Below are 23,029 nucleotides of genomic sequence, written 5' to 3'. Positions count from 1 at the left end.
AAATAACTTCAAACGTTATCGAATGTTCGAAATATGAGAATTAAAATATTATAAATTCAGTATTATAATTTGTGAAATTTGTTTGGAACAAAATTAACAAAGAATACAAGAAATCTTATTGATTCAATTTAAATAATAAAGATTTTTTTGTGACAGCCCACTCATCGCGAACAATAGAGAAAACTACAGTGTCTCTAAGTGTACCATCTTCACCAATTTGATGATTTCTTAAAACCCCATCTTGCTTAGCTCCTAACCTTGCAATTGCTTTTCTAGAAGCTTGATTATGCCAATGTGTTCTAAATTCAACGGCAATACAATGTAGAGTTTCAAAAGCATGTCTTAAGAGAAGAAATTTACATTCTGTATTTACCCCTGTTTTTTGATAACTTTTTGCATACCAAGTATACCCAATCTCTACCCTTTTATGATGAGTAACGGCATTAGTAAAACGCGTAGATCCAATGACTTTATTTGTCTTTTTATCGATAACGACAAAAGGTAAAGACTTTTCTAACTGATAATCCTCTAATGCCTTTTCAAGGTATTTATCTATTGTATTGATAGACGGAACCGAGGTAAACCATAATTTCCATAATTCTCCATCACTTGCAGCATTTAGTAACTCTTCTTTATGATCTAGTTTTAAAGGGATTAGTTTCACTAATGCACCTTCTAACTCTATTTTATTTAACCACTTTTGCATTGTAGGTTGATTTAGTTGGGTGTGTCCAAAAGTTGATTAAAGTTAGACCTAATTTTGTGATACAGAAAATTATTGAAAGTTTTGTTTAGATATATCAATAGAAAAATAAAGGCTACTTAAGTTGATCCCCTCAAGTAGCCTTTAGTTATTATAATACTCCTTCAGAAAGTAATTGATATACTTCTTTTACATCCTGATCACTTCCAAACTTAGTTTCTATAGGTTCTGGAATTCTTTTAACCCAGATTTTCAACTCAGAATCAGCATCAAAATTTCCTTTTGTCTCCATAGAGAACTGCTCTATTTGTTTGTAAGGAATAGTTAGAAGTTCCGCTTTCTTTCCTGTGATACCTTGCTTATCGACAATTAAAAGTCTTTTGTTGGTAAAGATCCATTGATCTCTAACTAATTGATAAGCTTTTACAAATTGTTCGTCTGATGATAAAACGAAACTAAACTTTTCTTGAACGTCTTCAATATTAGCATTGGAAACATTACCCATTAAAGTATTAAACAGGCCCATTTAATTAGATTTTTTGGTTAATGATATTATTTGTAAGCAAAAAAAGATGCCTACCGTAAGATAAGCATCTTTTTTTAGAAATAAATCAGAAAGGAATTAATCCTCTTCAACATAATTATACATCTGCTGAGTTTCTTTCTCAATTTCTTTCTTTTCTTCTTTTATTTCGTCCTTGATTTTATACTTGGCTCTTCTGATTTCTTCATCACGCTTTTTCTTTTCCTCACAGGTTCCGGCGTACCAATGTGCCACCCCTGCTTTATAAGCTTGATATGGATTTTTGTAATCCTCTCCATCACAACCACAAACAGGGTCATCTGTGAAATCAAAAGCTACTTTACGATCGTCGTTTTCTTTAATTTCACAAGACATTTTTCTTAATTCTTCAATATCTCTTGAAGCTAAAGGTAAGCTCGTACGCATTGAACGCGTACATTTTGTAGGGTAATATAACGATTTGTCAAATTGATAAGGTTGAGCATAAATTAGGTATTCCTCATCTTCAAAGTAAACGAAGTCACATGAGCCATACTCGGCACGCATGTATACTTTTCTTTTCGGATATAAGGCACCTTTCCAATATTCTGAAACGATAATCCCTACTCTATCATACCCTTCATCAGTTGTTTCAATTTCAAAAACTTTCCCGACAAATACTGCCTCTGATTCGTTATATGCTTCGGCAACAGATACAGATTCTCTATAACAGTCACATGGCACATACTCATCATCTCTCCACTCACCTTGTTCTGTATCTCCATTTGGATAAAGCATTATACCTTTTCCATGGCGTTTACCGTTTTTCCATTCACCAATATATTGTGCTCCGTTAGCATACCAGTGTTGGCCTTCTCCATTGACTTGATTATACATCCAAGTACCTTCGTGTCTTTCACCTGAACGAGTAATTAATATACCACGACCATGCATTTTCCCATCAAGAAAACCTCCTTGAAATACATCACCATTTGCCCAATTATATACACCGGCGCCAAATGGTTGTCCTTTAGAGAAGTTCCCTTCGTACTTATTGCCATTCGCAAATTTTAAACTTCCTCTACCGTCCATCAAGTCATTTCTCCATTTTCCTTGATAAACCGTTCCATCTTCCCATGTATATGTTCCCATACCATGACGTTGACCATCCCCGTTAAATTGACCAACATATTTATCTTTTTCAGGATGCTCACTGATTTCTTGTCCTAATACTGACGTAAAATTTATCAGTAAAAAACACAACATAAATCCAAGAGACTTTCTTAACATTCTATTGATATTTTTATAGTTTGATTGCAAGGTAAGTTCCATTGTTCTGATAATTTCAAAGAATTGCCTAAGTTTATATATCAAGAACATTATTGAAGTTAATGCTTCATTCCTGCAAAATGCAAAAAATAAATATGTCAAGACAATTCTTATCTATAATTAGCTTATTATTTATCACTTTTTATTGCCAAGCACAGTTTGTTTGTACAATTCCAAGTACAAAAGCTTTTGAAGATAAGCTCACAACATTAAACCAACTTCCTTTACAAGGGCTTACTTCGAATGAAAAGGCAATCAGTATTGCCAAAACATTTGTAGGTGAACCCTATCTTGAAAAGACCCTAGAAATAAATGAAAAGAGGGAAGACTTAGTCATTAATTATCTAGGTTTTGATTGTACTACCTTTGTAGAATCTGTAGTTGCTTTAACTAAATTGTATTCTGGAGAGGACAATGAAAAATTTAGAAATCTCAATCATTATGCAAGTATCTTAGAATATTTAAGATATAGAGACGGGAGACGAAATGGGTACCCTTCACGATTACATTATTTTACAGAATGGATAAGAAATAATCAGAAAAAAGGTATTGTTACTGACGTTACGGAGAAAATCGGAGGAACAGTGTACGATAAGAAAATCAACTTTATGAGTACTCATATCACTGCGTACAAACAGTTAGTTGGTAATGATTCCGCTTTAGTAGAGATCAAGAAAATTGAAGATCAAATAAATACAAAGCCACTCTCTCAAATATATATTAAAGAAATAGCTGAGATAGAAAGTAAAATAGAATCTGGAGATATCATTGCTTTGGTTTGTAAAGTAGATGGTTTAGATGTCTCCCATGTTGGCTTTGCAGTAAGATTGGAAGACAACCGTATACATTTATTGCATGCCTCACAATCTGGAGGAAAAGTTGAAATCACAAAGAAGCCTTTAGCAGAGTGGTTAAAAAACAGCAAATTGAACACCGGTATAACAGTTGCAAGAATCAACTAGTTTATCTTTTGAATAATAGTATTTCTTGGCAAAACTGCTACTGATAATGGATTTGTAAATGATTTTTAATGATCACAGTCATGCTTCATAAATAATCTTTTTAGTTGTATTGTAAATAATCATCTATCATATTTGCATCAAACAAAAGGGAATTTGGTGAGAATCCAAAACAGTCCCCGCTACTGTAATCCTACCTGTAAGGGTTGATGAAAATGCCACTGAGTACACTCGGGAAGGCTCATCTAAAAGGAAAGTCAGGATATCTTTTGTTTGGAAATATTCTTCGGGTGTAAAGTAAAAAGGAATGCAGCTAAACAAGTCACTATATACTATAGTCCTTTCTTTCCTCATCCTATTTTTTGGATGTCAGCAGAAGGAAAACAAACAAACGTCTCAGAAAGAGAATCAAGAGCAAAATATTGGCTCAGTAAAATCGGAAGTGTTACATGCTAAAACTTTTAAGTTAGAATATAAGGACAATCTTAAATTAATACACTTCATCAATCCTTTTAACGACGGTCAAGAGACATTTGTATTATTACCAAAAGGGAATTCTCTTCCTGATCAATACAAAGGCCATCAAGTTATTTCAATTCCAGTAAAAAATGTAATTACAACGACCACCGCACAAACTTCTATGATGGAAGAACTTGGAAGTATTGATGCCATAAGGGGGTATGTTGATAAAACCTATATGTATAGCCAAGACATTATTGACCGTATGGAAGAAGGTCGTATTATTTCTGTTGGTTATGATATGGAAGGAAATGCTGAAAAAGTAATCTTAAGTGATGCTGACTTGGTTATGGTTGTAGGAAGCAGTTCAACATCTTCAACTTCCTTCCCAGTTATTCAAAAAGCAGGCATTCCCATCTTAGCCAATACAGACTGGCAAGAAAGTGACTTATTGGGAAGAGCCGAATGGATTAAGGTTTTTGGTGCTCTTCTTAACAAGGAAGCCGAAGCAAATGCTTTGTTTGAAAGCATTACAAAGCAATACAACGAATATAAACATCTAGCTACTCAGGCAAAATCTTCTCCGAAAGTGATTAGTGGTTTACCGTACAAAGGCCTTTGGTCTGTACCCGGTGGAGCTTCATATTTGGCTAAAGCTTTTCATGATGTTCATGTAGATTATCCTTGGTTCGACAATGATCAAAAAGGTAGTTTACAATTCGATTTAGAAGGCGTTTATGCAAAAGGAAAAGATGCAAAATATTGGATTAACGTTGGCATGGTCAATTCCTTAGAAGAGTTAAAAGGTATTGACAAAAGATATGCTGAATTTGATGCATTTACTAACGGAGGAATCTACAACAACAATAATAAAATGAATAAAGCAGCCAATGATTATTGGGGTACAGGAATTTTACACCCAGAAATCATTTTAGCTGACCTTATTAAGATTTTCCATCCGGAACTTCTTCCTGATCACGAATTATACTTCTTTCAAAAAATTAATTAATCATGAGATTAAAAGGTCTAATGGCCGTTTTATTCTTTATCTCCACTTATTGTGTAGGTCAAGAGTATCAGCTTCCTGATCGAGAATTAAAAGAAGTTGAGATCACTGCCAAATCAATGAAGTATTATAGTCAAGGGGCACATATTCAAACCTTTGACAGTACTGAAATGCAATTCTATAATGAAGGTACCCTAGCGACTTTATTAAGAGATAAAGCTTCAGTATATATTCGAGAATATGGTGCTCCAGGGCAACTTTCTAGTATCTCTATTCGTGGTGCATCTCCAGAAAATACTGCGATTGTATGGAATGGTATTAACTTAAATTCTTTGACGTTAGGTCAAACAGATATGTCTACCATTAATACTTTCTATTTTGACAATATTGACCTTCAGTATGGAGCAAGTTCTGCACAATATGGTTCTGGTGCAGTAGGTGGCACCATTATCCTTAAAGATCAATTGGATTGGGAGAGTGAAAATCATTTTGAAATACAAACAGCATATGGAAGCTTCAATCAACAATTTTATGGTTTTAAAGCTCAATATGGTAATAATAAATGGAAGCATAAGACAGTAGGCCTTTATCAGATGGCTGATAATGATTATACATTTTATAATGAGTATGCTAAAGAAGATCAGGTACAACAAAATGCTGGTTTTTGGCATGCAGGAATTCTTCATGAAACTCATTTTAAACCAAATGAAAACGAAGAATGGTCCGTTAATTTATGGTATACACAAGATCAAAGGGGTATTCAACCAATCATGGGTAATAACATGAAGCCCAGTACTTATGACTCTACTGAAAATACAAATTTTAGAGGAGTTGTTAATTACAAAGTGAAGAATGATCAATGGACACATACTGCAAGTGTCGCCTATATTCAAGATGAATTATTAAACGGTGGAAGCCAAATTGCCACACAAAGAGTTCAAGGAGATTATAGAGGTGAAACATCATTAACCAACAGTTTAACATTACAAACTGGTTTGACCCTTATGAACATTTGGCCAGATGTTTATGCCTACGCTGCCGACACAGAAGAATTTAGAGGATCCGTTTTTGCTGCTGTTAGATGGGATGTCACCAATCGTTTTAATGTATCTACCACATTACGTCAAACAGTCGTTACAGGATACTCAGCTCCATTTACACCCTCACTTAATTTATCTTATATCGCATTAGAAGATGGGAGTCAATCCTTAAAAATTAAAAGTTCGGCTGGAAGAAGTTATAGAGTCCCTACCCTTAACGAAAGGTATTGGGGAGAAAAAGCTAACCCAGACATTAAACCAGAAGATGGATATAATGTTGATTTAGGCTTTGACTATACAAAAAGCAACAACCATCTAACATTCAATACATCAGTAACGGGATTTTACCTTAGAACTTTTAATAAAATCTTATGGATTCCAGGAAATCCTACATATGCTGCCAACGTAAAAGAAACATATTCTAGGGGTGTAGAAGTAAGTGCAGATATTGGAAATCAGTATTCAAAACAACTATTAAAATGGAAGTTTGGAGCAGCATACTCTTTCACTGATGCTCAGAACTTAGACAAAGACAAACAACTTATGTATGTACCTAAAAACCTTTTTAGGTCCTACATCAACTTAGGTATAGCAACTTGGTCTCTTAATATTGATGGTAATTTCGTTGGCAAGAGAACTACAGCAAATGATTACTACAACCTTGACGCTTACCAACTACTTAATGTTGGATTAAGCAAATGGTTCAAAATAAACAATAGCAGAATTTTATTGACTGCTAAAGTGAATAATATAACTAATTCAGAATACCAGAACTATGAAGAATACCCTATGCCGGGTATTAATTATATGTTCAAAGCAAATTTCAATTTTTAAAAACGACATGAAAAAGTTTTACAAATTTCAGCTAATCTTTGCATTTATTGCAGTAATTTTTTCATCATGTGTTGAAGATAAAGAGTCAACTCCTTATGTTCCTGGTTCAGAAGGTTTCCAATTGAACTCATATGGTCAATTTGGTAAGCCTAATACTACTTCAATCATGGGTGCATCCATTTTTGGTGATGATAGCGTAACTGTTTCTCAACAAGCTTACAAAGATCAAAACGGTGAGATCATTGGTGGACATGTTGAAGGATTTACTTCAAATGGTGAGTTAACGGTGATCACTACTTCGTTAAGTGAGCAAATTATCATTGCCGATACAAAAACATTAAAGAAGATCCATGTAATCAACTCAGAAGTAGAAACTCCTAGATACGCTGCTTTTGATGGCAACTATGCTTATGTTACTCAATGGGGAGAAAAAAAAGTTGTTGATTTTGTTTACAGTTACATAGATCCAAAAGTACATGTTGTAAACTTATCAACAGGTTCAATTGAAAATTCATTTTCAGTAGGTTCAAATCCAGAAGGTATTGCAGTGGTAGATGGAAAGATCTTAGTTGCTGCTAGTAATACTACTGAAGTGGAGGTTTACAATACATCTGATTTTGAAAAAGTAGGAAGTATCGATGTTGGAGTTCATCCACAACACTTTGTTTATCAAAATAATGAGATCTGGGTATCTTTAGGTAATGGCTATAACCCTGATTGGTCTCCAAGTTTTGACACAGCAAAATTAGGAATTGCAAAAATTGATGTAAACGGTCTTTCTTATTCAAATTTCATCAACTACCCTGGTATCACAAACGAAGGTAATATTCAACCAACTACTAATGCTGATGAAATCTTAGCTATTGGTTCTGGTGAAATTGTAGTAATCAATACTGCAAGTAAAAATGTAGATACATTAATCGAAGAAGCAGCAATTACAGGCGTTGCACAAAATCCTTCAACAAACGACATCTATGTAGCATTAACTCCTGATTATGAAAATCCAGGAAAATGTAAAATATATAATGAAAGTGGTGATGAAAAAGCTGAAATCCCTGCAGGAGTCAACCCAGTTCATTTCATTTTCTACTAAAAAGAATTTGTCAAAATAAGTGGTAAAGAGTCAGAAGGTCCTACTTTCTGGCTCTTTTTTTTATTAAAAAAGTCACCATAAAAATGAATTTATGATGACTTTTAAATTGATATAATAAATTAGAAACTAACGACTAATTTCTTTGTTACTGTATTCCCATCTTTATCGGTATATGTCATAATATACACTCCAGAAGGTAGACTTTGAGTAGTTCCGACGTTAAACATTTTTTGATCACTAACATCAAATTCCTCAATAAGATCACCTACTGGTGAGAATAATTGAACATGTCCCTCTAAATTATTTATTGACTCAACCGTAAACTTCCCTTGTTTACTTGGGTTGGGAAATACGTTAATAGAATAATCAGACAATTCACTCTCAAGAGATGTTCCTATTGTTCTTGCAGAAGAACCACAGGCTTCATCTGCAGCAGTTTGATTTTCAAAACATTGGTCACAGCTTGCAATAGGCCTACAAGGTGGACATTTTACTGTTATTGACGCTACATCTTGCTGTGCCAAAGCTGATGTAAATGCTGATAGAATTAATACTATTGATATATAAAATATTTTTTTCATTTTGATGCTATTATAAAGATTCAACAAATTTGATAACTGCTTCTTTTTCTTCTGCAGTCAACTCTTCATATGCTGCTCTAGATCCAGCGGCCTCCCCACCATGTTGCATAATTGCCTGATCTACCGAAGTAGCAGAACCGTTGTGCATAAATAATAGTGCTTTGCCATTTCGATCTAACAATTGTTTATTGTAATACAATCCCCAAAGTGCTGGTGTTCTATAGCTGTTTCCAGTACCGATATCATGAAGTTTCATATCAGTGTAAGGTCTTAGCGTAATATTTCTGAACTCTTTTGGAGCATCATTTCTTGTACGCTGAGTTTCAGAGTGACAAGTAGCACAACCAATTTCCGAGAATTTCACATGACCAATTCCCACTTGTGGATCATCATATACTCCCTTCGATCTAGTTGGTACTGTTAAGAATTTAGTGTAGGCTACTAATAAGTCTACATCTTCTTGAGTGATTTGATTAGCATCTGATGCATCAATACCATGATCATTCAATAATGCATTTACAGTCTGTTCTTCTACAGTAGGTACTGAACCGTCCCAAGTTAAACCAACTTCAGCTCCAGCAATCCATTGTAACAGACCAACACCATAAACTGGTGGAGGTAAAAGGTTACCTTTCGGTGTACTCACTACTTCTGAACCTCTACCATCTCTAAAGTGACAACTACCACAAGTAGTCGAACCAATATTAATTTCACCTAATACTCTATTGTCTTGCTGTCCGTCTCCTTGTCCTCTATGTCTAACACCATGGAATAAATGATGGCCTTCAAGGAAATCATCTACGTCATCATCATCTTCTAAAGTGATGAGGTGTTGTGTAAATACTGCATCCTGCTCTTCTTTAGTAAATTGTCCTGATCCTGAAAGAATCATATTACTTGATGCTCTACCAGCCATTGCCAGTCGGGGATCTCCAAAAGTGTTAAACCCTTGTCCTACTACATAATTTTGGAAAGTGTTATAATGTTGTGCTCCTTTACTCCAAGGTACACCATCTACTAATGCTGTTACGGCAGTAATCTCATAAGAAATAATATTACCGTAGTTAACAGTTGCAATATCCGACCATGGATATAAGTCTCCGCCTTCATCATAGGTAGCACCTCCAGGTGCAATGTATGCTGCATAAGAAGGTGTAGATGCTCCACCTTTTGCAAGGAATTCCATACGACGAACAGGTATTCTATTACCTCCTTCCCAAATCAATTTATCTTTATCTGGAAGGTTTTCCTGATCTTTATGTCTAATTGTATAATCTTTTGTTGAGTACAAGAACTGCTCAAAGCGAATATTATCCGATCCATCTGTCACTTCCGTTTCATAACGGTCTAACGTTCTTAATAAAGAGCCATTATGAGAAGCATCAAAAATCGCTTCCGTAATACCATCTTGAGGGTGAGGATGCCTAAATCTCATCCAGCTTGCTCCTTTTGTTACAATTGTCGGTCTGTTGTCAGGATCTATTCTTTCTCCTTTTGTTGTAAATAAACCAGAGTATACCCAAATATCGGCTGGGTCATATGTATTCATAGTTGTATTACGTTTGTATCTAAAGAAGTAATAATAATCTCCTGCATCCACACATTCTTGAGGTACTGAAGCTTGAAGATTATCTCCTAGTTCAGCAGTATAGAAAGTTACTTGATTACATGAACAATGCATTTCAAAAGTACCCGTATTCGTCTGCATTTGGTCAGCAACTCCGCCTCCAATAGCAACAGAAACCTCCGTTAAGTCTTCACTTAAATCAAATGACCAACCATGTTCTTTAGCAGGGCTTCCTTGAATAGGAGTTTGAAGTGCAGGTGTTGGATAAAGTACTAATGGTACTTCGCCACAAGGGTCTTCTTCACATGGAGCACATGGACCTCCACAGTCTACTCTAGTTTCTCCTTGGTTTCTGATTCCATCAGAACATGTTGGAAGTGGACCTCCTTCTTGAATCGTCACATAGCCTAGATCCATCGGACAATCACCTCCTTCCCATCTCACAAAAACATGATATTCTTGTGGTGATAAACCTGTTATGGTTAACCATTTCAAATCATCATTCTCACTAAAAGGATATGTCACACCACCATCTAACGATACTTCGATGACTTCTCTTCCTTCAACATCATCAAAAGAAAGCGTAATGATACCATCTGCTTCGTTTTCAAATGTCTCATTTTGTTTAGTAATCGTTGCAAATGGATTTGGTGTTCCATTACAAATGGTTTCACAAGATTGGCAATCAGGGCCGCCACAATCAACACCTGTTTCCTCTCCATTTTGGATTCCGTCATCACAAGTTGGGCATGCATTACAAGATGAACCACCGCAATCGACACCTGTTTCATCACCATTTTGGATGCCATCATTACAAGTAGGTACGAAATAACACAAACCTACTTGAACTACTTTTTCCTGCTCATTACTTCCTTGCACCTTTATCGTATAATCAACTCCAGGTTGTACATTCACTGCTCTTTTATAATAACCGTCTTCTTGTACATCAGGAGGATAACATCCACCGTTTAAACATAAATAAAGTGCTGAACCTAGTTCTTCATTATAATATAAATACCCTTGTCCATCGATAATAGTCAAACCAAAGTCACCACATGTTCCTTCACCTCCAACTATAGGTGTACATGGAGTACAATCACCACCACAATCGATACCTGATTCTCCATTATTTTGAACACCATCTGAACAAAAATTAATTTGTGGTTCTTCTTTCACAAGCCACCAAACACCACCTGATGCTTCACCATTGATATCATTAGTGTTATTATCTCCAGAGAAATAATATAAAGGTTTATTATTAAATGTAAGTTGTAATTCTCCATCACAAGTACCACTTAAACCAAAGTCACCTACAAGACCATTTGGTAAAGTTTGTGGAAGAATTAAGTTCACTTTTGCATCTGTTACTACTGCAGGCCAACTTTGAATACAACCTCCAGTACAACTACTAAATTCGTTGGTATCATTATCCCAAGTATAAATAGCTTTAGCTGGTTGATCTCCATATTTTGCCACTAAATATTCTCCAACAGTTGGAGAAGATGATACTGAGATGACCAAATCTTCAAATGTTGGAACTGGTTGATCTGGGCAGGCAGGACAAACTCCGCCACAATCTGTTTCTATTTCATTTCCATCTTTGATGTTATTTTCACAAGAACCTATTGTCACTGTACCTATTTCTTCAATACAATCACCATTGGACCATTTTAGAGCTACTGGATAACTCCCTTCAGCTTTATTATTGATTGTAAAAGATTGATCCGTTAATGCAACACTAAAAGAGTCATTATCAAACAAGATCATAAGTGAGTCATAATCATTCTCGACGTTATTGAAAGTGAAAGTTACCGACCCATCCAATGCTCCACTTGACGTTTCATTGATAGTAGAAACGCCTGTATAAACATTTAATGGGTTGTTTAAGCCACTACAAGGTGATGGCTCCCCAATAAATTTAACTTGATCAATATTTAAAGCGGCATCACCCGATTGAAACTTCACTTCAAAAGTATCACCTTCTTGAATATCAATAGTTTTGCTTACAGATTGGTACGTACCCACCCAAGCACCTGTTGAATTAAAGACGATATTTCCTGCATCTTCATTATTGATGAAAATTGATATTTCACCACTAAGTTCTGAAGCATAAATAATTTCAACACTTGAAGCTGATGGCACATTGGGTAATCTAAAACCAGCTCCTTGAGCAGAAATATAGGCTACTCCTTGGCCATTTGACGCTGAACCGTCTGTATATCTTGATGCACTTCCAATTAATTCTCCACCTTCAGCCTCAATAAATCTTGATGAGGTTGGTGGAGGAGAAACCACTTCACATGGTTCACAAGTGCCACCACAATCGATACCTGTTTCCTCTCCATTTTGGATTCCATCAGAACAAGTAGGCAATGGATCAGGGTCTGGATCTGGTTGAGGAGAATCTCCTTTTAATGTTGCTACTACATCATGAAGATCAGAGATATATTGTCCATTTGAGGTAGCAATTTTTATTTGAATAGAGTAAGTATTACCAACAGTAATTCCAGTAACTGGCCTCTCCCATCTATTCCCCACTTTTTCTCCTGAAGTACAGTTCGCTCCAAGACAGATATAATTCCATCCCCCTGTCCAACCAGGTTGATCTTCAAAATAGATCGTTGCATTTCCATTATCAACCTCAATACCATAATTCTGTGCTATGATGTTTTGAGAATACATCAATAAACACATAATAAAGAGGTTAGTTAGATTGTTTTTCAGAAAGTTTGCCCAATAGGATATCAGGTACCCTCTTTCTTTTGAGCTACGTTCTTTCATAGTAGATAATTCTTTCATTTTACTTTACAGTCTTAAAAAATATTTATACCGTTCATCGGCTTGTTTTTGAAATTTATTATCAACCTAGACTGATTACTAAGAATTATCTACTGCAATTACTCATTGTTTTCTACTTTTTATATACTTCAAAATTAATCACACACTTTTAATAGACGTCAATTAAAGTAGTAGTATAAATTCACTCTTTTTAACATCCTGACGCATAAATAAAAAGTTGATGCGTAGTTTATTTTTTCACTTGATAATAGACTTAATTTCATCATTTATAGTGGCTAAAAGTGATGAAAATGGATATAATCAGTGTTTTTACTGCCATATGAACCCTCACCAAACAATTAGGAATCATCATATTTATTGATAATTATTCTTTGTTATTTTAAATACTATTTCAACATTCGTCTTTGAGAAATACTTAAAAAACTATACTTCATTTTTTTCAGTCGCTCATAGTTTTTTAGTAGGTAATAAGTAACTTCACTACTCGTATAAACACATAAAGTTATGACAACAGACAATAGAATTTGCCAACTATTCGATATTAAATATCCTATTATCTCAGGTGGAATGGTATGGTGCAGTGGTTGGAAACTTGCATCAGCAGTTAGTAATGCTGGAGGCTTAGGTCTTATTGGCGCAGGTTCGATGCACCCTGAAACTTTTTTAGAACATGTTCAGAAATGTAAAACAGCAACTGATAAACCTTTTGGTGTCAATATCCCTTTATTTTACCCTGAAGTGGACAGGTTAATGGAAATTATTATTGATGAGAAAGTTCCCATTGTTTTTACTTCAGCAGGTAGCCCTAAGAAGTATACCGCATTTTTAAAGGAAAATGGAATTAAAGTAGCTCAAGTGGTCTCCTCCTTAAAATTTGCATTGAAGTCTCAGGAAGCGGGTGTTGATGCTATTGTAGCGGAAGGCTTTGAAGCAGGTGGACATAATGGTAAGGAAGAAACAACTACGCTTTGCCTCATCCCTCCGATTGCTGAAAAATTATCCATCCCAGTCATCGCCGCAGGTGGTATAGGTTCTGGTAAATCGATGTTGGCCGCATTTGCTTTAGGTGCCGAGGGTGTTCAAGTAGGCTCTCGCTTTGCAATTACAAAGGAATCTTCCGCTCATGATAATTTCAAGAATAAGATAGTAGACGCACAAGAAGGAGATACCATCCTTACTTTAAAAGATTTAGTTGCTGTTCGATTAATAAAAAATGAATTCTATCAGAAAGTAGCCGATGCTGAAGCAAGAGGTGCAAATAAAGAGGAACTATCTGAAATATTGGGTAAAAGAAGATCAAAAAGAGGTATTTTCGAGGGAGATTTAGTAGAAGGTGAGATAGAAATAGGACAGATCTCAGCACAGATACATAATATTATAACAGCAAAAGAAGTGGTAGATGATATGTGGTCTTCATTTTTATTAGAGAAGAATAGAATAAGCCAACTTTTTAATTAGATTATTCCTGCATTTCTGTTTAAATTGTATAGATATACTGAACAATCTATATCATTTTTACATGCAAGCTAAAAGATTACTCACAGTACTCTTAGCAGGCACTTTATTCGGTGCCTGCCAAACTTCTACATCACCCGAAAAAGAAAAAGAAGTTAAGGCAAAAGAAGTCGTTTCTATGAAAATGACAACACCAATTCCTGAAGGAATTGAAAGCCCCAACGTCATTCACTCATCACAACTTGGAGACTTAAAATTCTTTGATGGCGTTCCTTTACCAGAAACTGTTGATAAAGTTTACGATTATATCGACTTACATAATGCAGTTGATGCTTACACTAAAGGGATTCAAATCGCCTCTATGGAAGCCATGAAACAAGGAATTTTATCTTTTGGCCCTGCCAATGAAACTGTTCTTTTGTTCGAAGGATTAATGGATTCAAAAGCTTTGTTCTTGACAGCCAACACTACATCAGTGTATATGATGTCATGGTTAGAATTAGGCGATGAACCTATGGTCATTGAAACTCCACCCGACGTTTTGGGTATTATTGATGATCATTATTTTAAATATGTAGCGGACTTTGGTCGTTTAGGTCCTGATAGATCAAAAGGAGGTAAATTCTTAATACTTCCTCCTAATTATAATGGTAAAGTACCTAGAGGCTATCATGTCGTAAAGACAAATACTTATGGGCATTGGGTAATATGGAGAGGTTTTCAAAAAGATGGAAGTCCATTGCCGGCCGTAAATACAACAAAGGAAATCTATAAAGTTTATCCACTATCACAAAAGAAAAATCCTCCTAAAATGAATTTTGTGAATGTTTCAGGAAAAAGCTTTAATACCATTCATAGAATGGATGAAAAAATTTATGAAGAGATTAACGCTGTCGTTCAATCTGAACCTACTGCTGCAGAAAATCCAGAACTTTTAGGTTCACTTGCCGCAATCGGGATTGAAAAAGGGAAGACATTTGCTCCTGATGTAAGAATGAAAAAGATTTTAGAGGAAGCTTCTAAAATTGGTAGTGCTATTGTAAGAACTGAAATGGCAAAACCTCGAAGTGAATACTTATATAAATTTCCAAATACTCAATGGTTAAATCCTTTGGCTTATAAAAGTTATTTGTTTGAACATAATGGAGCAAGACTTTTGGATGCCAGAAGTGCTTTCCATTTTTATGCTACAGGTATAACCCCTGCAATGTCGATGAAAATTATTGGAAAAGGCTCTCAATACTCTATTGCTTACAGCGATAAAAATGGAAATGTATTTGATGGAAGTAAGACCTATAAATTCCATGTACCTGCCAATCCTCCAATGAAAGATTTCTGGTCATTCACAATCTATGATAATCAGACCAGATCTATGTTACAAACAGACCAACAGTTTCCTGGAATTGATAGTAACCAAAAAGGTCTAGTACAAAATAAAGATGGCTCTTGGGATATTTTCATTGGTCCAAAAGCACCTAAAGGAATGGAGAACAATTGGATTCAAACTAATCCTTCTAAAGGCTGGAATACTATTTTCAGACTATATGGACCTTTAGAACCATGGTTTGATAACAAGTGGTATCCTTCTGACGCTGAACTAGTAAATTAAATGTAATAGATAATACAAAATTAAAGGTAACTTCATCAAAAGGTTACCTTTTTTTATTATTTAATAACTAACTTGCAACACTTCCATAAACCTAACTTTACTTCTAAATGAACACTTCCATCAGATTAGCTTTCAATAACTTCATTAGTATATACCAAGGCTTAAGCCGAGAAATATGGGTACTTTCCGTTGTCTCTTTAATAAATAGAATTGGAGCCATGGTGATCCCTTTTTTATCTATTTATTTAGCTGATGCAAAAGGATTTACACTGGCTGAAATTGGATGGGTCATGTCTTCTTTTGGTGTAGGGTCATTAATTGGCTCATGGCTAGGTGGTAAACTCACTGACAAATTTGGTTTCTACCCTATTATTATTTTCAGTTTATTCACTTCGGGTATTGGGTTAATCCTTCTAAAAGAATTAGATACCTTTTACGAGATATGTGGAGGATTCTTTTTAGTGACTTTGTTTACTGATATTCTTAGGCCTCCAATTTTTGTAGCTATAAGACAATATAGTAGCGAAAAGAATAGAACTAAATCTATCACATTGATCCGATTGGCCATTAATCTTGGTTTTTCGGCTGGTCCTGCCACTGGAGGATTATTGATAGCGACTTGGGGATATACATCATTATTCTGGGTTGATGGCGTAAGCTGTATCTTAGCTTTACTTATTTTCGTTTTAGCCATACAACCAAAGAAAAAGATGGTTGAAGAGAATGATGACTCACTTGAGGAAAATAAGAAAAGTCAGTCACCTTACAGAGATTTTCCTTACTTACTATTTATCCTTTCAATGGTATTTTTTGGGGTAATCTTTATGCAATATTTCAGTACTGTACCTTTATTTTACAAAGAGGTCCATGAGCTGAACGAAGCCGTAATTGGATTACTACTATCGAGTAATGGTTTTGTAATTTTCTTATTGGAGATGCCTCTAATACATTGGGTAGAAAAACAGAAGAAATACTCAACGATGCAGATCATGATGAGCTCTATTGTATTAGTGCTTTTAAGTTATATCTTATTGATCGTTGGACATGATTTGTGGGTATTATTCATTGGTATGATGTTACTCACATTAGGGGAAATGCTGATGTTCCCTCTTTCAAATGCTGAGGCAATGAGTAGAGCATCGGGTAAATACCAAGGAGATTATATGGCGTTATACACCATTGCTTTCTCTATTTCACATTTAGTGGGACATAATTTGGGTATGCAATCCGTAAATATATTTGGATACAATTATACTTGGACGTTTATGATTGCAGGTTTACTTCTATGTATCGTTCTCCTCCAACTTTTTCAATTCAGTAAAAAAAGAGAAGAGCTATCACAAACTGCAAAATAGTTGGTGATAGCTCTCTAGCTACATAATATATATATTGATATTATTTAGTCTTCCATGATGGATTTTCAGATAAATTCCAATCACTAATTTTGATGGTCTTAAAACCTAGCTCATTACATTCTTTAATGTATTGTTCAGGCTTATCATATTCTCCTGAAGCTTTATCATCATGAATAACTAAGACGCCATTTCCTACCCATTTCATCATAGGGAAATCACCATGAGAATTACCATATACGATTGTTGGTGTTATTCCATTTGACTTCAGGTTATCTATTTTACCTTCTTTATCATTGATACTGCTATTTGTAGGTTTTAATTTCTCTGCTCTAAATTCAGAACCAATAACAACATCAAACTTATTGTTAAAATATTTCTTATTAACCGCTTTGGCGAAACGAACTTCGGAACCAGTACAAATTACTAATTTATATCCTTCAGCTTTTAAACTGTCCACTACATCCATCATTTGAGGATAAACTTTAATCGGGTCAGTTTTCATAAAGCTTTTTAGCATTTTATCATACCTTGGATTTTTCGTCAATGCTTTTAGTTCATTCACTAAATCGTTGACTGTTTCTATTTGGTTTTGTCCGTATTCTTTAGCAAATATTGCCATAGCATAAGCAGGCTCTTCTGATATTAATGTACCATCCATATCAAAAACGGCTACTTTATCTTGTGCAAATGTAAACTGTGATACAAATAATAATAGTAATACTGCAATTCGTTTCATAAGAAGATTAGTAAGTAAATTTTATATATAATCTTTTATACGCACACAACGTGATATTTATTTTCCCAAAAAGACCAATAACTACCTAAAAAAGGTCATTTTGATATCAAACATTGGGATAATAAGTAATGGGTAAGTATAAAATCATTCTATGGATAAAAATACAATTTTAAATATATTTTCTCTTTCTATTTAAGTGATTTTATATAGATATTTTGTTAACTTATTTAATAATAAATTAAGCAATAACACATGAAACTATATACGGCACAGCAGATTAGAGATTGGGATAAATATACTATTGAAAATGAGCCAATTGCAGGAATCGACCTGATGGAACGCGCCGCAACTGCTCTCACAGAATGGTACGAAGAAAACCTAGATCGCTATAGAGATATTACTATCGTTTGTGGTATTGGAAATAATGGTGGAGACGGTTTAGTAATGGCCCGACTTCTTCATCAACAAGGCTACAATTTGAAATGTTATATTGTACATTTTGGTGATCACCCATCCGATGATTTCAAAGAAAACCTAGAACGATTACCAAAGAAAATTTCTTGTGAAGACATACGAGAAATTGAGGATATCCCCCACTTTTCAGACGAAACAGTCATTATTGATTGTATCTTTGGTTCCGGTATTTCAAGGCCTCCAAAAGGTACTACATTACAAGTAATTGAACGGATCAATGCCTCTCATAATCCAGTGATTTCTGTTGATATAGCATCCGGTCTATATACAGATCATTACTCTACTCATTTCCAGAGTATCATTAATGCTGACATAACGTTAAGTATTGAAATTCCTAAACTATCAATGCTTTTCCCTGAGAACGAAAAGAATGTGGGTGAGCTACATATTGTTCCTATTGGTTTACATAAAGGTTATCATAGTACGACCACTACTCCCTATTTCTTTACCACTTCTCAGACCGTTCAAGGGATATACAAACCAAGAAAACGATTTGATCATAAAGGAAAATATGGTCATCTTTTACTTATTGGAGGATCTAAAGGAATGATTGGTGCTGTTCAGCTTTCCACTAAAGCAGCCTTACGATCAGGAAGCGGAAAAACGACTGTGATTGTCCCTGCCTGTGGGTACGAAATAATGCAAGCAACTTGTCCGGAAGCTATGTGTATCGCTGATCCGTCAAGAAACCATATTGTTGCCTCAACCTTATTGTCTCCATTTAGTGCAATCGGAATTGGTCCTGGTATTGGAAAACATGAACAAACTGCCAAAGCCATCCGTTCGATTTTAGAAGATGCAAAAGTGCCTGTTGTTATTGATGCAGATGCTTTAAATATGCTTGCTGAAAACGAAGAATGGTGGGATTTCTTACCAGAAAATTCCATTTTAACCCCTCATGTGGGAGAGTTTGAAAGGCTTACTGATATACATTTTATCAATTCTTTTGATCGTTTGGAAGCTGCTTCAAAAATGGCACAAGAAAGAAAAGTAATTATCGTATTGAAAGGTGCGAATACTGCTATATGCTTACCTAATGGACATATTCACTTTAATTCTACAGGTAATCCAGGTATGGCAAAAGGTGGTAGTGGAGACGCATTATTGGGTATCATCAGCGGGTTGTTGGCACAACCTTACACTCCTCAAGAAGCTGCTATTCTCGGTGTTTACATACATGGTAAAGCTGGAGATTATACTGCAATAGATAAAAGTGTTGAAGCCATGACCACTTCAGATTTGATTGATAATATCGGAAAAGTATTTCTAGGTATATAAAAGAAACAGAAAAGGAGTATAAACAATAAAGTCTATACTCCTTTTCTGTTATCGACATTAAGTCTAATTTTTTACAAATCGGATAATCTGTTCTTGAGTTTTAAAATAATAAACCCCTTGCTTCAGTTCTTCTATATTTAACTGAATATGCTTTGTTTCCATTGATTCAATATTAACCAAATGCTGAACTGATACCCCTATAGAATTAAAGATTTGAATTCTTTCTTTTAAAATATCTTGTGTGGATGTAATGGTTACAATTTTTTCTGATGGAATTGGAAACGCAAGAATATTAGTAATCACTTCTTCACCATTCTTGTACATAATTGGTTCAAACATTTCATATGTTCCATCAAAATCAACTTGCGTTAAACGATAATAGGATACTCCAGGATAAGGATTTTCATCCATAAAACTATAGTTCATTGCAATATTAGAATTACCCATTCCCTGAATCTGAGTGACCTCATACCAGTTTACTTTATCTTGTGATTTTTCTAACACAAAGTGTGAGTTATTAATTTCAGCAGCTGTTTCCCAAATTAATTCAACTGCACTTTCATATTCATAGACTTCAAAATAAATTAACTCTACCGGTAAATCTTCATTAGCAGCATTCCTATTACAAGAATATACGTTTTCTTCATCTACTTGGAAAGTATTATTACCTGCATCAAGTAAAATAACTTCATTAAAAGTGTGAATACCATCTACATCTTTTACTTTATATTGAGGTGTACTACTATCGCCACCTTCACAACCATTTCCATCACTAATTACAATATCTGATAGAACTGCTTGTCTAGTTGGAGAGTCACCTTTATCATCTAATTCAACAAGGTCTACATTAACTAAGCCCCCACAAGAGATAGTTGCTCCATGTACTTTAAATTTAGCATCCCCATCTGTATTATGAATATTAAAAGTTCCTTGATTACACATTTCTCCATCTATGTGTAATTCGTCACTGATATTAATAATTCCATCAGAATAATTATACAACTCCCCATTTCCATCTTTGCCAATATCTAACTTTTTCAGAGTCATCTCACCGTAATTATATACATAAGGACCTGCATCTACACCTGTATTAGATCCTTCAGCTTTTATTTCAATACGTGAATCTTCGGCTAAACCTAATCCTGTGTCTGTGATTTCTCCAGATGAATTGACTCGTAATATGGCAACGTCATCAGTCAGTTCTACCTTAATTCCTTGTGGAAAGGTAACAACTGCATCAATAATCATTGTACCGTCTATTTCTGTCTTGTTCGCTTTATCAATTGTAGAATTTGCTGTAAAATGTAATGTTGTGCCTGCTTCGAGTTCTAATTCTTTATATTCAATGTCTCCATTTACTGTAATTGTACAATTACAATCTAATGTCACATTATCACCATTATCTGGTAATGCATCTCCACTCCAATTGGAAGCTGTTGACCATAATCCATCTCCGGCATCACCATCCCATGAGATATTAGCAGCGAAAATGTTTGAGGATAGCAAAATGATACACAAAGTCAGTAGTCTTGTCAATATAGTAGCAATCATAGTTAAGTAGTGTTTAGAATTTTTGAGGTTAAATCAAGAAGTAAAATAATGTTATGATCTTGGTTAAAAAACAATTTAAAAGTTCCCCTTTCATAATATTCTGATATGACATTCTTGATATATTCCTATACCATACTTTATCATCGAAACTATAAAACGGGCATTAAATATAGATTAACAAAAAATTAATTGGCTGAGTTAATTGTAGTATTGGTTCAGAAATATTTAAAATATTCAATTTTAACAACACAATGTTATATAAATCATATTCTTGAAAACAAGAAAAAGGGTAATACTTCTATCAAGAATATTACCCTTACTGCATTATGTTATAATCAAAACTTTAATATCTGATGACTTTCTTCTTTTCGATAAATTTGCCTTGTTGAAAAGTAAGGTAATAGACTCCTTTGTTCAACTTTATCATTGTATCGAGGTTGAAAGTAAAATTGTACTGTCCAACAGAAAGTTCTTTCTCGCCAACTAATTTACCATTACTATCATAGATGCTAACCTTTATAATAGCATTTAGGTCAACCCTATTTACATCCAGCCTAGTGATTGAAGTAGAAGGGTTAGGATAAACAGAAACATTAAAACGTTCAGCATTTATTCTATTATTAATATGAATTGGTCCAAACGTTTCGTTTTTACCATCAAAATCATATTGAATTAAACGATAATAAAAATCTCCATTTAGTGGGTCGGTATCTATATATTCATAATTAGTCACATGAGTAGAATTACCTTGTGCGGATATTCTTTCTAGTGATTCCCAATTCACTTTATCATTTGACTTTTGTAAATCAAAATAATCTGCATTTAACTCAGTGGCTGTAGACCAAGAAACAATCACTTGATCGCCTATAACACTTGCTGTAAAGTCAATAAGCTCAACAGGAAGATCATTGACTGATTGGATTTTGGAGTTTAGTGCAGAAGGGAAAGTACCGTCTGATTTTTTATTATAATCATGAAAGTCATCAATATTTTCATCACCATCAACATGTATTCCTCCTATGCCTGTTTCATCCCCATTTCTGATCGCTAAAGTAAGAGTAGAGTTGCCTCCCGTTGCATCACCCATAATAAATAATGATCCTTTATGATCAATATCTATCGTTGTGTTACCGCCAGGACTTGTGTTATTATTAAAGTCTCCTGTTACTAAAAAGTAAGACGATTTAGAAATATGCCCGGGATCTTCCACCTTAATAGTACTACCCGTACCTTCAACAGTTAAAGACCCATATAAAGTGAAATATGCTTCTCTCCGAACAATAAATGATGCACCCGACAACAATTTCATGTCTCCTATAATTTCAACATATTGCTTTTCAGTATCTGTTTTTTGGATGTCAAATTCAACATTTTCTCCTACAACAAGAGTGTAACCATCAGGTACATTAAAAATAATATAGTTTTCAGTGTTATTGGGAATTGTATTTCCATCTTCATCTTGATTTGCATTAAAGGTTACATCCCTTACAATGGTAATCGTCTTATCAATGTTATTAATTACTGTGTCTTGTTCAACAAATCGGGCATAAGAATTATTGAATACACAGTAACAGGTAAGAAATAAAGTCGCTAATAAATTTTTCATTTGGGCAATTTCTGGTCATTAAGCCCTCAAATAGTTTTCACTTTTAGAATGAATAGAAATAATGTAGTTAAGTAGTAAAATATTTAGTGGCTC

The 23,029-nt window shown here is 34.6% G+C and carries 16 protein-coding genes and 1 riboswitch; of the genes, 8 read left to right on the top strand and 8 right to left on the bottom strand.

Annotated elements, in window-relative coordinates:
• Positions 1–115 precede the first annotated feature (115 nt).
• The 3 genes from QL232_RS03980 to QL232_RS03970 all read right to left on the bottom strand — a co-directional run bounded on the left by QL232_RS03980 (position 116) and on the right by QL232_RS03970 (position 2,537).
• Positions 116–706, bottom strand: a complete 591-nt coding sequence (locus QL232_RS03980) for a GNAT family protein (RefSeq protein ID WP_281613194.1) — start codon at positions 704–706, stop codon at positions 116–118.
• A gap of 148 nt (positions 707–854) precedes the next feature.
• The gene (locus QL232_RS03975) at positions 855–1,229 is read right to left on the bottom strand and encodes a PH domain-containing protein (RefSeq protein ID WP_281613193.1); all 375 of its coding nucleotides are present in this window, start codon (positions 1,227–1,229) and stop codon (positions 855–857) included.
• Positions 1,230–1,325: 96 nt separating this feature from the next.
• The gene (locus QL232_RS03970) at positions 1,326–2,537 is read right to left on the bottom strand and encodes a hypothetical protein (RefSeq protein WP_281613192.1); all 1,212 of its coding nucleotides are present in this window, start codon (positions 2,535–2,537) and stop codon (positions 1,326–1,328) included.
• Between the two features lie 92 nt (positions 2,538–2,629).
• Between QL232_RS03970 and QL232_RS03965 the strand changes: the two genes are divergently transcribed.
• The 4 genes from QL232_RS03965 to QL232_RS03950 all read left to right on the top strand — a co-directional run bounded on the left by QL232_RS03965 (position 2,630) and on the right by QL232_RS03950 (position 7,925).
• Complete coding sequence (locus tag QL232_RS03965) at positions 2,630–3,496, top strand: N-acetylmuramoyl-L-alanine amidase-like domain-containing protein (protein WP_281613191.1); 867 nt, start codon at positions 2,630–2,632, stop codon at positions 3,494–3,496.
• Positions 3,497–3,606: 110 nt separating this feature from the next.
• Positions 3,607–3,782, top strand: a riboswitch (cobalamin riboswitch).
• A gap of 18 nt (positions 3,783–3,800) precedes the next feature.
• Complete coding sequence (locus QL232_RS03960; protein ID WP_281613190.1) at positions 3,801–4,961, top strand: ABC transporter substrate-binding protein; 1,161 nt, start codon at positions 3,801–3,803, stop codon at positions 4,959–4,961.
• A 2-nt stretch (positions 4,962–4,963) separates the two neighbouring features.
• Positions 4,964–6,832, top strand: a complete 1,869-nt coding sequence (locus QL232_RS03955) for a TonB-dependent receptor (RefSeq protein ID WP_281613189.1) — start codon at positions 4,964–4,966, stop codon at positions 6,830–6,832.
• 7 nt (positions 6,833–6,839) lie between these two features.
• Entirely contained in the window at positions 6,840–7,925 is a 1,086-nt protein-coding gene (locus QL232_RS03950) for a hypothetical protein (protein WP_281613188.1), read from the top strand.
• Positions 7,926–8,044: 119 nt separating this feature from the next.
• Here QL232_RS03950 and QL232_RS03945 read toward each other — a convergent pair whose 3' ends face one another.
• Together QL232_RS03945 and QL232_RS03940 are read right to left on the bottom strand one after the other, a co-directional pair.
• A complete protein-coding gene (locus QL232_RS03945; RefSeq protein ID WP_281613187.1) occupies positions 8,045–8,506 on the bottom strand; it encodes a T9SS type A sorting domain-containing protein in 462 nt (153 codons plus the stop codon).
• A 10-nt stretch (positions 8,507–8,516) separates the two neighbouring features.
• Entirely contained in the window at positions 8,517–12,872 is a 4,356-nt protein-coding gene (locus QL232_RS03940) for a di-heme oxidoredictase family protein (RefSeq protein WP_281613186.1), read from the bottom strand.
• 504 nt (positions 12,873–13,376) lie between these two features.
• Between QL232_RS03940 and QL232_RS03935 the strand changes: the two genes are divergently transcribed.
• The 3 genes from QL232_RS03935 to QL232_RS03925 all read left to right on the top strand — a co-directional run bounded on the left by QL232_RS03935 (position 13,377) and on the right by QL232_RS03925 (position 17,291).
• The gene (locus QL232_RS03935; RefSeq protein WP_281613185.1) at positions 13,377–14,330 is read left to right on the top strand and encodes a DUF561 domain-containing protein; all 954 of its coding nucleotides are present in this window, start codon (positions 13,377–13,379) and stop codon (positions 14,328–14,330) included.
• A 61-nt stretch (positions 14,331–14,391) separates the two neighbouring features.
• Complete coding sequence (locus QL232_RS03930) at positions 14,392–15,936, top strand: DUF1254 domain-containing protein (RefSeq protein WP_281613184.1); 1,545 nt, start codon at positions 14,392–14,394, stop codon at positions 15,934–15,936.
• Positions 15,937–16,043: 107 nt separating this feature from the next.
• Positions 16,044–17,291, top strand: a complete 1,248-nt coding sequence (locus QL232_RS03925) for an MFS transporter (protein WP_281613183.1) — start codon at positions 16,044–16,046, stop codon at positions 17,289–17,291.
• 40 nt (positions 17,292–17,331) lie between these two features.
• On the opposite strand, the gene QL232_RS03920 is transcribed toward QL232_RS03925, so the two are convergent.
• Positions 17,332–18,027, bottom strand: coding sequence for an HAD family hydrolase (locus tag QL232_RS03920; RefSeq protein WP_281613182.1), 696 nt, complete (start codon positions 18,025–18,027; stop codon positions 17,332–17,334).
• A 252-nt stretch (positions 18,028–18,279) separates the two neighbouring features.
• Between QL232_RS03920 and QL232_RS03915 the strand changes: the two genes are divergently transcribed.
• Positions 18,280–19,779: an NAD(P)H-hydrate dehydratase gene (locus QL232_RS03915; RefSeq protein ID WP_281613181.1), complete on the top strand. Its 1,500-nt coding sequence runs from the start codon at positions 18,280–18,282 to the stop codon at positions 19,777–19,779.
• A 63-nt stretch (positions 19,780–19,842) separates the two neighbouring features.
• Here QL232_RS03915 and QL232_RS03910 read toward each other — a convergent pair whose 3' ends face one another.
• Positions 19,843–21,330, bottom strand: a complete 1,488-nt coding sequence (locus QL232_RS03910) for a T9SS type A sorting domain-containing protein (protein ID WP_281613180.1) — start codon at positions 21,328–21,330, stop codon at positions 19,843–19,845.
• A gap of 343 nt (positions 21,331–21,673) precedes the next feature.
• Positions 21,674–22,936 carry a T9SS type A sorting domain-containing protein gene (locus QL232_RS03905; protein ID WP_281613179.1) on the bottom strand — a complete coding sequence of 421 codons (1,263 nt, stop codon included), beginning with the start codon at positions 22,934–22,936 and terminating at the stop codon, positions 21,674–21,676.
• Positions 22,937–23,029: the final 93 nt, after the last annotated feature.

Origin of the sequence: Flammeovirga sp. SubArs3 (assembly GCF_947387565.1) — a bacterium.
Lineage (GTDB): Bacteria > Bacteroidota > Bacteroidia > Cytophagales > Flammeovirgaceae > Flammeovirga > Flammeovirga agarivorans.
The sequence above is the reverse complement of the archived record's forward strand: the minus strand, read 5'-3'. Positions and strand labels throughout refer to the sequence as shown.